Source organism: Pararhodobacter zhoushanensis (assembly GCF_003990445.1).
In the GTDB taxonomy this organism is placed as follows: Bacteria; Pseudomonadota; Alphaproteobacteria; order Rhodobacterales; family Rhodobacteraceae; genus Pararhodobacter; species Pararhodobacter zhoushanensis.
Genome location: NZ_REEZ01000004.1, coordinates 203,330 through 215,834, shown reverse-complemented (window position 1 = coordinate 215,834; position 12,505 = coordinate 203,330). Strand labels below are relative to the sequence as shown.

Here is a 12,505-nt window from a genome sequence, read left to right as displayed (position 1 = left end):
GTCCTCAAATATCCCGGGGGTAGGCCGTCAGGCCGTAGGGGGCAGCGCCCCCTGCGCGGCGCGAAGGCCCTCGATGGGCCTGAGCGCCGCCACTCACTCCACGCCAGCAATCTCGCGCAGATCGTTCATCCGGCGGGAAAACACCGTCTCAAACGCATTCGCACGCGCAAACTCCACGCCCCGGGTCGAGGCCTCGATCACCGCCTCACGATCCCCGTGCAGCCGCTCGACCGCCCGCGCCAGCGCCGCCGGGCTCTTGCGCACCACCCAGCCCGCGTTGGATTCGCCCTGCATCCGTTTCCACATCCGGTTGCCATAGCCAAGGATCGGCAACCCGCAGCCCAGCGCCTCGACATAGGCGCTTTGCGGCATCGACAGCCGGATCGGTGCAAGGAACAGATCCGCGCCCGTGCGCAGATGCGGCACCAGCACCGGATCAAACGGCCCCATCGGCTGCACCGACATGGACTCACCCAGCCCCAGCCCGGCGATCCCGTCGCGCAACCGGGTCTCCAGCGGCCCGGCGCCGAACAGCTCCAGCTTGAACGGCACCCCGCGGGTCTTGAGCAGATGCGCCATCGGCAGCAGGTCTTCCACGCCCGACGTCCGGCCCATATGCCCATACCACGCCAGCCGCAGCGGATCGCCCCGGCGCTGAATATCGGCACGGATCCTCTGGTCCTCGAGGCGGGCGATCATCGGCGCGCGCATCCGGTTATCCAGATACCGCAGCGCGCGCGGGTTCAGGCGTTTGTAGCTGTCATGCGCCGGATAGCCGTCGCAATGCACCCCGTCCGCCGCGCGAAGCGCCGCTTTCAGCGCGCCCTCGCGCCGCATGTTCCACCAACTTGCCCCCAGCCGCCGCCGCATCGACGGGCTTGCGGCCAGCGCGTGACTGATCCGGCCGGTCAGCGGTTCTTCGATGGTGTAGACCAGCTTGCCCAGCCGCATTTCCATCGCTTTGGGCAGGTCGAGATACTTCATGTCATCGGCCGCCACATAGACCAGCGCGGCTTCGTCCAGCAGCAGCTCAGGCACGGGCGCGCCTGCCTCCAGCGCGATCAGATCGAACCCCAACTGCGCCACCGAATAGCGCATCGGGCTGTCGATCTGATAGTGGCCGCGCCGCATCACACAGCGCACCGGCCCCGGCCAGAGCTGGCAATGCAGCTTCATCCCCTCTACGAATTTCACGTCGAGCAGCACTTCACCCGCAGGCAATTCCACCATCGGGGCGGGGGAGAGCATTACCAATGAAGCCATCGAGGCGACAACGTCCCTTCATCCAAGCATTTCCACAGAAAACTCTGGAATGTATCGAAAAATCTATCCTAACTTGATACTTGGCAGAGCAAGGATGCCCAAGACAATGCGTTTCTCGTCCCTGATCGCGGTTTTTTTCACGGTTCTCGCCTGTGCCGCCAGCCCCTTGGCAGCACAGATCGACGTTTCACCCCGCGACGGGCGCCATGCTCTGGGCCTCAATCTTTCCGAGGTCGCAGGCTGGTCCACCGAAGCGCCGTTCATCGACGTCATGCACAATGCCTCGCGGTGGGTCGGCCATCTGCCCGGACAATGGGGTGGAATGGATGAAGACGCCCTGCGCGACGCAGGCGCGCTGGATGACGACGGATGGGTCATCGCCATTCCGCGCACCGTGCGCCGCCTCTCCACCTTCGTGCTGATGGATCTGCCCGCTGAGATGACATCGACCGCCGGGACATGGCACGCGACATGGGAGGGAAGCGCCTATCTCAGCTTCTCCGGCGCCGCGCGGAACGTGCGCTTCGGCGATAACTCGGCGACGTTCGAGTTTACGCCCGGCCAGGGCTCGGTCCTGATCGAATTCAACCGCGGCACCCTGCGGAACCTGAGCATCGTGCACGAACGCAATCTGGCCCGGCATGCGGCGGGTGAGGTGTTCAATCCCGATTTTCTGGCGCGGTTGCAGGGGGTTGAGACCCTGCGCTTCATGGACTGGATGCTGACCAACAATTCCACCGTCGAACATTGGGACCAGCGCGCACAAATGGGCGATTACAGCTGGTCACGCCGGGGCGTCCCGCTGGAGATCCTGCTACGGCTGGCCAATGAGACGGGGGCCGAGCCGTGGTTCACCCTGCCTCACCGGGCCGATGACGCCTATATCCGCCAATTCGCGCAAACCGTACGCGACGGGCTGAACCCCGATCTGCGCGGCTGGTTCGAGTTCTCGAACGAGATCTGGAACTGGTCCTTCACGCAAGCAGACTGGGCAGAACAGAGCGCGCGCGCCCGCTGGAACCGGGAATGGGCCTGGGTGCAGTACGGCGCTGTCCGCTCGGCGCAGGCGATGGGCATCATCGACGCGGTTTACGCCGGTGCGACCGAGCGGCGGGTGCGGGTGCTGGGCCTGTTCACCGCCTGGCTCGGACTGGAACACGACATGCTCACCGCGCCGGACTACATGGCAGAGTACCCCACGCACCGCCCGCCCAGCGAGTCCTTCGACGCGCTGGCCGTCACCGGCTATTTCAGCGGCGAATTGCACAGTGAAGACAAGCAACCGCTGGTTCAGGGCTGGCTGCGCGACAGCCGCGCGGCGGCTGAAACCGACGCCGACGCGCAAGGCCTGACCGGCGAAGCGCGCGATGCCTTCATCGCCGCGCACCGGTTCGACACCGCGCTGGATCTGGCCGCGCAAGAGCTGCTGGATGGCTCGGTTTCAGGCAATGCGGAAAACTCGGTGCGTGATCTGCTGGACCGCACGCTGCCCCATCACGTCGCCGTGGCGCAGGACTATGGCATGGCGCTTGTGATGTATGAGGGCGGCACGCATGTCGTGGTGCGCCCGCAGGACCATGGCGACGAAGAGCTGGTCGCGTTTTTCACCGCCCTCAACCAGTCGGCGCAGATGGGCGAGCTGTACCGCACGCTGATTGCCGGTTGGCGCACCTTGACGCCCGCGCCGTTTGTTGCGTTTAACGATATCGGTAAGCCCTCGGTCTGGGGCAGCTGGGGCCATCTGCGCCATATCGACGATGACACGCCGCGTTGGACCGCGCTGATCGAGGCTACTGCCCCATGAGTCTGTCCATCCTGATCCCGGCCTGCAACGAAGCCGACTATATCGACGCCTGCCTGACCGCCGTGCTGGCCAGCGAGGGTCCTGAGGTCGCGCAGGTGGTCGTCGTCGCCAACGGCTGCAACGATGACACCGCTGCACGCGCGCGGACCTATTCGCTGGCTTTCGCCGCACGGGGTTGGCTGATCGACGTGCTGGATCTGCCGGCAATGGGCAAACCCGGTGCGCTGGCCGCGGGCGATGCGGCGGCGCTGTATCCGACGCGCGCCTATCTCGATGCCGATGTGACCGTTTCGCCGCCCCTGATGGCACAGCTCGCCGAGACGCTGGACACCAGCGCCGCGCGCTATGCGTCGGGCAGCCCCAACATCACCGCGCGCTCGTGGGTGACGCGGGCTTATGCGCGGTACTGGATGCGCCTGCCCTTTGTCGCCGACGGCGTGCCGGGCTTTGGGCTGTATGCCGTGAATGCCCCGGGCCGGGCGCGCTGGGGGGCGTTTCCGACGATCATTTCGGACGATACCTATGTGCGCATCGTCTTTACCCCCGCCGAACGCATCAAGGTTCCCGCCGTCTATGACTGGCCGCTGGTTGAGGGGTTCTGCCGGTTGGTCCGGGTTCGGCGCCGTCAGGATCTGGGCGTGGCCGAGCTGGCCGGGATGGAACCGGGACTGATGGTGAATGAAGGCAAGACCAAGCCCAGCTTCGGCTGGCTGGTCCGCAGCGCCTTGCGCGACCCGGCGGCGTTCGGCGTGTATGCCATCGTCAGGCTGAGCGGGCGACTTTGCCCGTCGCGTCAGACCAGCTGGGTGCGCGGGCGCTGAGCACGGCTCTGTGTGCGTGGGCGCTGACAGAACAGCGCCGCCAGTTTCCCGGCCTCGGTATCAATATTGTGCCGCATCAAGACACGCGCGCGGCCCGTCGTACCCATGCGGCGCAGTTTGTCGTCGGGCGACGTCGCCAGCTCGGTGATCGCCTCGGCCAGCGCCATGGCGTCGCCTGCGGGAACCAGCCAGCCGGTGCGCCCCTCTTGCATCAGTTCCGGCACCCCGGCGACCCAGGTGGCGATGACCGGACGGGCCGAGACCATCGCCTCCATCACCACCATCGGCAGCCCTTCGGCAAAGGACGGCAGCACCAAGGCATGCGCGGAATCGATCGCCCGGCGCACGCCTGCCTCATCCAGCCAGCCGGTCAGTTCGACCCGGTGGCCAAGGCCCGAATGGGCAATCGCGCGCTCAAGCGGCAGACGCATCGGTCCGTCACCGACCAGCACCAGCCGGACATCGACACCCCGGCGTGCGACTTCGGCCATCGCCTCGATCAGCAGGATCTGGCCCTTTTGCTCAACGAACCGCCCGATATTCACCATCGTCACCGGACGCGTGACCGGCATCGGACGCGCCGAGTCATAATGCTGCGGCTCGATCCCGCAATGCACCACGCGGATGCGCGGCCAGTAGCGGTAATCGACCAGTCGGCACAGCTGGCTGCGCCCGTAAGACGAGATCGCCACGGTGAAATCCGCCTTCTGCAGCTTGAGCGGCAGGGCGATAGCGGCGGGTTTGTCGAATTCCTCGGGCCCGTGAACGGTGAAACTGAACGGCTTGCCGCTCATCTCTGATGCCAGCATCGCAACGGTTGTCGCGTTGGTGCCGAAATGCGCGTGCATCCGGTCAACCTGCAACTCGCCCAGCCGGCGGGTGACATAGGCCGCTTCCAGAAAATAGATCAGGTGCTTGAACACCCCGGCTTCCGAGCCTCGGCTGGCCTTCAGCGCCAGAAACAGCGCCTGATAGGTGCGCACCGGTGATTGCAGCCCGACAATGAACAGCGCCCACAACATGGCGAACAGCCCCTTCGCCAGCACATAATCCGTGGCGGCGGCTTCCTCTTGATCTGACTGATCCGGCAAAGCCCCGTCAAACGACCGCATGGCAAAGCGCTGCACCGCAATGCCGCGCCGCTCAAGCGCCCGCATCTCGCGCCGGATGAAGCTTTGCGACGGCGCGGGATAGGTGTTGAGGATGTAGCCGATCTTCACAGGGGCACCTTGGTCAAGAACACTGGTCTTTGGGCTAGGGTCGAAATTGGGCAAATTCAAGAAACACTGTAGGTATTGGCGCGGCAGTAACCCTGCCACATTCGCGCCGTATTTTACCTTCATTTCACACGAATTGATGTGGCGCCTTGTCTTTGACGGTGTTCTCGCTGCAATTACCCGGAGTATCCCTCAGTGTCCGACGCCGTTCTCATGCCAGCCAGAAAACCCGGAACCGGTATCACCGCCAAGATCATGCGGTCTTCGATGTTCACCATCCTTGGGTTTGGTGGACAGCAAGTGATCCGCTTTGGCTCGAACCTGATCCTGGCACGCCTGCTGTTCCCTGAGGCGTTCGGCACCATGGCGCTGGTCACGGTGCTGCTGGTCGGCCTGACCATGCTGTCGGATCTGGGCATCCAGCCCGCCATCCAGTCGTCCAAGCGCGGCGATGAACCGGCCTTTCTGAACACCGCCTGGACGTTGAACATGATCCGCGCGGGGTTCCTGTTCGCGGCGGCCTGTGCGCTCGCCTGGCCGATGGGCTGGTTCTATAACGAACCGATGCTGACCTACCTGATCCCGGTCTCCGCCACGAGCCTGTTGATCCTGTCGCTGGAACCCACCCGGGCCGAAAGCGCCTCGCGTCACATGCTGCTGGGCCGGGTCACCATTCTGGAAATTACCGCACAGGTGATCAGCGTCGTCGCCATGCTACTGCTGGCCTGGGCGACGCAATCGATCTGGGCGCTTGTTGCGGGTAACGTGATCTCGGCTGCGGCCCGCGCCGGGCTGTCGTGGATCATGCTGCCCGGCATTTCGAACCGGCTGCATCTGGACCGCGAATCCGCGCATGAACTGATCCATTATGGCCGCTGGATCTTCTTCAGCACCATGGCCGGGTTCATCGTGCTGCAAAGCGACAAGCTGATCCTTGGCCGCTTCATGACGATGGAAGAGCTGGGCCTCTACAACATCGGTTTCTTTCTGGCCGGCTTCCCGCTGATGCTGGGGCAGTTGCTGGTGCAGCGGCTGATGATCCCGCTTTACCGCGCCTCTCCACCCCGTGAATCGCGCGAGAATTTCCTGCGCCTGCGCCGGATCCGGTTCATGCTGTCGGGCATGCTGGTCGCCGGGGTCGCGCCGCTGGCTCTGGGCGGGACGTATATCGTCGATCTGCTCTATGACGCGCGCTATCTGACCTCGGGCGCGGTGGTGGTCATCGTGTCGCTGGCGCTGCTGCCGCAGATGCTGTGGCTGACCTATGATCAGGTCACGCTGGCCTCGGGCGACTCGCGCGGGTTCTTCGCGCTGAACGCGACGCGCGCGGTCATTCTGGTGGCGCTGCTTTTGCTGCTGGTGCCGATGCTCGGCCTGCCGGGCGCGCCCATCGCCATGGCCTCGACCGCGCTGCTCAGTTACCCGCTGCAACTGCGGCTGGCACGCAAACACGGGGCCTGGGATCCGCTGCATGATGCAGTCATGGCCAGCATTGCGGCGCTGCTTCTGGTGGTCGTGGTCGTGGTACATGGGGACCGGCTGGCAACGCTCTTCACCCTGTAAACCCGCAACAATGACCATGCTTCTGCCCTATTTGTGACAGGCTTTCTGTCGAAAACGGGTATAAATGGTCGCTGCACGAGCGCGGTTCGGCACGCTCAAAGGGTCTGGTTATGGTCAACACGCGTATTCTTGAACAACGGCTGGGCTGGCGCTCGACGGAAGAGGGCGCCGAACCCACGCCGCCGACCCGTGCCATCGGTCACGCGCCGATGCTGCAAGGCCGGATCAACAGCGCCCGCCGCACATCCCCCAGCGCCCAGCGCCGGGCCGAGGTCGAAGATACCTGGGCCAGCCTGCCGCTGATCCTGGACTCGGTCGATCACCTGACCACCAAAGGCAAAACCCCGTCCTTTGCACGCGGCACCGCGTCGGGCACCGCCATGGACCAGCTGCGCACACAACTGATGCGCGTCATCGCCGACAAGGGCTGGAAGCGCATCGGTATTTCCTCGCCGTCGCGCGGGGCAGGGCGCAGCTTTGTCGCCGCCGGGCTTGCCGCCAGCATCGCCCGTCTGGAAACCGCCCGCGTTCTGCTGATCGACGCCGATCTGGAAGAGCCGGGTCTGCACGACTTGCTGGGCCTGCGCCCGACCGGCCCGCTGGAATCTCTGCTTTCTGGCAGCATCGAGCCCGAGGATCAGCTGCAACGCATCGGCTCGTCGCTGGCCGTGGCGCTGAACAGCGCCGCTGTGCCGCAGGGATCGGAACGGATGATGGCACCAGAGGCCATTCTTGCCCTGCGCGCGATGATCGACTGTGTCGCGCCCGATGTGGTGATCCATGACCTGCCGCCCCTGCTGTCGGACCCTGTCACCCCCGCGCTGCTGCCACAGCTGGATGCGGTGTTGCTGGTCGCTGATGGCCTGCGCACGACACCCGCCGATATTCTGGAAAGCGAGCGCCTGCTTGAAGGGCTGGTACCGCTGCTGGGCGTCGTGCTGAACAAATCCGAAGATCGTGACCCGCGCGCCGCGCGGCGTCGGAGCTGAGGGAGCGCGCGCATGGGACCGATTCAGAACCTGCACGAAATCCTCAGCTGGATTCGCCGCCGCTGGCGCATTGTTGTGCTGCTGACGGTGATGGGCACGGTTGCGGGCCTGTATATGGCGCTGAAAACCGAGCGGGTCTATTCCGCCAGCGCGGTGATTCAGGTGATCAACCCGGTCATCATTGCCCCCACCGAGGGCGGTGCCGCCGCCGCCACCCCTGATCTGACCCGCCGCGTGCAGGTGATCGAACAACGGCTGATGTCGCGCGAAGCACTGCTTGATCTGGCCCAGCGCTATAACCTGTTCGACGGCGCGCCCCTTGGCCCGGTTGAGCAGGTCGGCATCCTGCGCGCGAACCTTTCGATCACCTCGATTGCCGCCGCCCAGCAGGGCTTTACCCGCGACGGCTCGCTGTCGGCGCTGATCGTTTCGGCGCAGGACGATGATCCTGAAACCGCGGCCGCGATTGCCAACGAACTGGCCGATTCCATGGTCCAGCAAAGCCTTGATGCCCGCCAGACCAACGCCCAGCAGGCGCTGGATTTCTTCCGCTCGGAAGAGCAGCGGCTGGAAACCGGCATTCAGGCGCTCGAGAATGAAATCGCCCGCTTCCGGTCAGACAATGAGGGTTTTCTGCCCGATGCGGTAACGCAGCGCCGCGATGAACAGGCCCGGCTTCAGGAAAACCTGCTGGCCCTGCGCGCCCTGATCAGCGCCAAGCGGGCAGAGATCGCGGCGCAGGACTCCAGCTCGACCCGCGCGATAACCCGCCGGCAGATCGCCCAGTTGACCGAAGAGCTGAGCCAGCTGACCGATCAACAAGACATCATGACCGCCCGGATCGCCGAGATTCAGGCGCTGCTGATCCGCGCGCCCGAGTTCGAGCAGCAGGTCATCGCCATGAACCGCCGGATGGAGCAGCTGCAAGCCCAGCTCACCGCCGCCGCCGACCGCCGGCGAGAAGCGGAACTGGGCGCCCGGATCGAAGATGACCAGCAGGCCGAACGGTTCGAGCTGCTGGAACGCGCGCTGGTGCCGCAATACCCGGTGTCGCGCAGCCGCAAAAAGGTGGCGGTGATGGGCGTCGCCGGGGGCATTTTTCTGGGCATCCTGCTGGCCTATGCGCTGGAATGGATGAACCCGGTGATCCGCACCGCTCAGCGGATGGAGCGCGATCTGCAACTGCGCCCGGTGGTGTCGATCCCCTATTCCATGCCGGTTCGTGAACGGCGCAGGCGTCAGATGATCTGGGCCTTCGGCGGTCTGGTGGTGATCGGCGTCGGGCTTATCGCCGCTCTGGTCTATTCCGGGATGATCTGACCCTTTCCCAAGGCGCCGCCATGGGCAATAAGCGCTGAAAAGCGTGAGAGCATGATGCATCAGGACATTCCCGTCTGGATCGATGGCGCGTTGCGCCCGATGGACAAGCTGACCGTGCATCAGCGCGGGCTGAAACACCCTGCCGTGTCGATCTTTGTCGTCGCCGGGGGCCGTTTGCTGATCCAGCAGCGTGCTTTGTCCAAATACCACACGCCGGGCCTTTGGGCGAACACCTGCTGCACGCATCCGCTGTGGGGCGAAACGCCGCTCGATTGCGCCCAGCGGCGGTTGGAGCAGGAACTGGGGCTGACCGGTGTGACCCTGCAGCACCGGGGTGTCGTGGAATACCGCGCGCCGGTGGGTCACACTATGATCGAGCATGAGGTGGTCGATCTGTTCCTCGGCGTTTGTGACGCGGAACCGGTACTGACCCCCAACCCGGACGAAGTCATGGACACCCGCTGGATCGGCACCGCCGATCTGCACGACCAGATCGCCCGGCGCCCGCAGGACTTCACCCCGTGGCTGCGCATCTATCTGGCCGAGCACGCCGATCTGGTGCTCGCCGGGTTTTAGGCCCCGCCCAGATCCCAGAACAGACCGGCCATCATCGCGATGCCTTCCTCGGCCGCGCTCAGCAGCATGTGCTCATTGGGCGCGTGCTGTGAACAGGCCGGGTGCGAATGGGGAATCCAGATTGTCGGCAGGCCCAGCGTATCGGCAAACACCGGATTGGGCAGCGAGCCGCCGAAATTCGGTTGCAGGGCAGGGGGGCGGCCCAGCGTTTTCTCGATCGAGGCCAGCACCAGCCGCACCCAATCATTGTCAGAGCTGGTGCGCGTGGCCTTGTCGAAACCATCGCCTTGCGCCTCGATCACCACGTCCTGAAACCCGTGCGCATCCAGATGCTCGCGCAGGGCAGGCAGGATACGGGCGCTGTCGATATCGACGGTATAGCGCAGCTGGCAGGTGGCAGTCGCCGTGCCGGGAATGGCGTTGACCGGCGCTTCGGGGCGGCCACAAAGGTACGCCAGCACCTCGAAATTGCACCAGCCACAGGTTTGTGCCGCGCCGGTCAGACCGGGTTCGCCCCATGCCGGATCGGTCAGGGGATCACCCGGATTGACCTCCATTTCAATGGCTTGCAGAGCAGCACGGACATCAGCGGCAACCGCCTGAGGCACCCAATCAGAGATCAGGATCTTGCCCATCGGATCGGTGATCACCGACAGTGCCTGCGCCAGCCGCAGACCGGGGTTCACCAGCAATCCGCCCCAGTTTCCGGAATGATGGCCGCCCTCGCGCGGCGCACAGGTCAGCGTAAATGTCGCCGCGCCGCGCGCACCCAAGAACACCGTTGGCGTCTGCGACCCGGCGCGTGGCCCATCCGAGGCGATCAGGCAATCGGCAGCCAGCGCCTCGCGATGCGCTATCGCCATCTCATTCAATCCGGGCGAGCCGCATTCCTCGCCCATCTCCAGCAGCAGTTTGACGTTGAACCCCAGCCGCCCCCGCGCCTGCAACACGATACGCAACGCCGCCAGGTTCAGCGCGTGCTGGCCCTTGTTGTCCACCGTCCCGCGCCCGTAAAGCCGCCCGTCTGCCTGCTCCAGCACCCAGGGGCTGCGCCCGTCTTTCCAGTCGCCGTCCATCCCCCACAACACATCGCCATGCCCGTAGAGCAGCACGGTTTTCAACGCCGGATCTTCGATCCGCTGCGCGATGATCGCGGGCAGGCGGGGCAGAACGGGGTTGTCGATCATGGTGACGGTAAACCCCATCCCCTCCAGCAACGGGCGCATCTCACCGTTCAGGTAGAGCAGATGATCCCCCAAGGCAGCGCCGCGCGGGCTTTCCGAGCGGATGGCGATGCGCGGTGCCAGCTCGGCGGCAAACCCGCCGCTGCTGACATACGCGCGGGCGGCGGTGAGGGTGGTGGCTCGGGTCATGCGTTCAGCCTTTTTGCCGGAATGCCGGGGCTGGGGGCCGCCCCGGCACAAGAGAGGCCGCGCTCAACCCGCGTACAGATCGCCATACGCCGAGCGCAGTGCATTCTTTTGTACCTTGCCCATCGTGTTGCGCGGCAGTTCCTCGACGAACAGCACGCGTTTGGGCTGCTTGAACTTCGCCAGCCGGTCGCGCAGCGCCATCAGGATCGCCGCCTCATCCGGCGCGGGCTGGGCGTTGGTCACAACAACGGCTGTCACCGCTTCGCCCAGATCGCGATGCGGCAAACCGATTACAGCGGATTCGAACACACCGGGGATCGCGTCGATCTCGGCCTCGACCTCTTTCGGATAGACGTTGAACCCGCCCGAAATGATCAGATCCTTGCCGCGCCCGACGATCTGCAGATACCCACGGTCGTCATAGCGGCCCAGATCGCCGGTGATGAAAAACCCGTTGGTGCGCAGCTCTTCGGCGGTCTTTTCCGGCATCTGCCAATAGCCCTGAAACACATTCGGCCCGCGCACTTCGATCATGCCGATCTCACCCTGAGGCAGCTCCGCACCCGACGCGGGATCGGTGACAATCACCTCAACCCCCGGCAACGGCTGGCCGACGGTGCCCGCGACCCGGTCGCCGTCATAGGGGTTCGAGACGTTCATGTTCGTCTCGGTCATGCCATAGCGTTCAAGGATCGCGTGGCCGGTGCGCTCTTGCCAGCTGCGGTGGGTTTCCTCCAGCAGCGGGGCTGAGCCCGACACAAAGAGCCGCATGTTTTCAACGGCATCGCGCGACAGGCCCGGTTGATCGAGCAGCCGGACATAGAACGTGGGCACCCCCATCAACACCGTCGCCCGCGCCATCAGCGCCAGAATGCGCGCCGGGTCGAACTTGGGCAGCAGGATCATCGACGCGCCGGAGAACAGCGTGACATTGGTCGCCACGAACAGCCCATGCGTGTGAAACACCGGCAGCGCGTGGATCAGCACGTCGCTGGCGCTGAACCGCCACGCGTCTTGCAGCGCGCGGGTGTTGGACAAAAGGTTGCCGTGGCTGAGCATCGCCCCCTTCGAGCGCCCCGTGGTGCCCGAGGTATAGAGCAACGCCGCCAGATCATCCGTGCCGCGCGCCACCGTATCGAACGCTGCCGACGCCGCCGCAATCGCCATCCCCAGCGAGCCGCCCCCTTGGGTATCCAGCGTCTCGATCCGTGCGCCCGCCGCTTTTGCAACAGGCCTCAGCGCTTCCAGCTGCGCGGGATCGCAGACGAACACGGCAGGGGCCGCGTCGCCCAGAAAATACGCCACCTCTGCCGCCGTGTACCCCGTGTTCAGCGGCAAAAACACGCCGCCCGCCCGTACCGTCGCCAGATAGAGCAGGATCGCATCGACCGATTTCTCGATCTGCACCGCCACCCGGTCCCCGGGGCCGATCTCCAACGCATTGGCGATCTGCCCGGTGCGCGCGATCAGCGCGGCATAGCTCAGCGTGCCGCTCTCGGTCTCAATCGCGGGGGCGTCAAGGTCGGCGATGGACCGCGTCAGCTGGTCGAACAGGTTGTCACTCATTGTCATGTCCATA

At 65.0% G+C, this 12,505-nt stretch carries 10 protein-coding genes; 6 read left to right on the top strand and 4 right to left on the bottom strand.

Annotated elements, in window-relative coordinates:
* Nucleotides 1-93: 93 nt before the first annotated feature.
* Entirely contained in the window at nucleotides 94-1,248 is a 1,155-nt protein-coding gene (locus EAE28_RS11775; RefSeq protein WP_220443923.1) for a glycosyltransferase, read from the bottom strand.
* A 121-nt stretch (nucleotides 1,249-1,369) separates the two neighbouring features.
* Here EAE28_RS11775 and EAE28_RS11770 point away from each other — a divergent pair, with 121 nt between their 5' ends.
* Both EAE28_RS11770 and EAE28_RS11765 read left to right on the top strand, forming a co-directional pair.
* Nucleotides 1,370-3,067 carry a hypothetical protein gene (locus tag EAE28_RS11770; RefSeq protein ID WP_127106428.1) on the top strand — a complete coding sequence of 566 codons (1,698 nt, stop codon included), beginning with the start codon at nucleotides 1,370-1,372 and terminating at the stop codon, nucleotides 3,065-3,067.
* Nucleotides 3,064-3,888 carry a glycosyltransferase family 2 protein gene (locus EAE28_RS11765; protein WP_127106426.1) on the top strand — a complete coding sequence of 275 codons (825 nt, stop codon included), beginning with the start codon at nucleotides 3,064-3,066 and terminating at the stop codon, nucleotides 3,886-3,888. Before EAE28_RS11770 ends, EAE28_RS11765 begins: the two co-directional genes overlap by 4 nt.
* On the opposite strand, the gene EAE28_RS11760 is transcribed toward EAE28_RS11765, so the two are convergent.
* Nucleotides 3,861-5,108, bottom strand: a complete 1,248-nt coding sequence (locus EAE28_RS11760) for a glycosyltransferase (protein WP_127106424.1) — start codon at nucleotides 5,106-5,108, stop codon at nucleotides 3,861-3,863. The genes EAE28_RS11765 and EAE28_RS11760 overlap by 28 nt on opposite strands.
* 210 nt (nucleotides 5,109-5,318) lie before the next feature.
* Between EAE28_RS11760 and EAE28_RS11755 the strand changes: the two genes are divergently transcribed.
* The 4 genes from EAE28_RS11755 (at nucleotide 5,319) to idi (ending at nucleotide 9,553) form a co-directional block, all read left to right on the top strand.
* The gene (locus EAE28_RS11755; RefSeq protein ID WP_127106422.1) at nucleotides 5,319-6,668 is read left to right on the top strand and encodes an oligosaccharide flippase family protein; all 1,350 of its coding nucleotides are present in this window, start codon (nucleotides 5,319-5,321) and stop codon (nucleotides 6,666-6,668) included.
* 110 nt (nucleotides 6,669-6,778) lie between these two features.
* Nucleotides 6,779-7,657, top strand: a complete 879-nt coding sequence (locus EAE28_RS11750; protein WP_127106420.1) for a CpsD/CapB family tyrosine-protein kinase — start codon at nucleotides 6,779-6,781, stop codon at nucleotides 7,655-7,657.
* A gap of 12 nt (nucleotides 7,658-7,669) precedes the next feature.
* The gene (locus tag EAE28_RS11745; protein ID WP_127106418.1) at nucleotides 7,670-8,977 is read left to right on the top strand and encodes a GumC family protein; all 1,308 of its coding nucleotides are present in this window, start codon (nucleotides 7,670-7,672) and stop codon (nucleotides 8,975-8,977) included.
* Between the two features lie 54 nt (nucleotides 8,978-9,031).
* The gene (gene idi, locus EAE28_RS11740) at nucleotides 9,032-9,553 is read left to right on the top strand and encodes an isopentenyl-diphosphate Delta-isomerase (RefSeq protein ID WP_127106753.1); all 522 of its coding nucleotides are present in this window, start codon (nucleotides 9,032-9,034) and stop codon (nucleotides 9,551-9,553) included.
* Here idi and EAE28_RS11735 read toward each other — a convergent pair.
* On the bottom strand, nucleotides 9,550-10,926 hold the full coding sequence (locus tag EAE28_RS11735) for a M20 family metallopeptidase (protein ID WP_127106416.1): 1,377 nt from the start codon (nucleotides 10,924-10,926) through the stop codon (nucleotides 9,550-9,552). The two genes, idi and EAE28_RS11735, sit on opposite strands and share 4 nt — an antisense overlap.
* A 63-nt stretch (nucleotides 10,927-10,989) precedes the next feature.
* Nucleotides 10,990-12,492: a malonate--CoA ligase gene (locus EAE28_RS11730; protein WP_181954489.1), complete on the bottom strand. Its 1,503-nt coding sequence runs from the start codon at nucleotides 12,490-12,492 to the stop codon at nucleotides 10,990-10,992.
* Nucleotides 12,493-12,505: the final 13 nt, after the last annotated feature.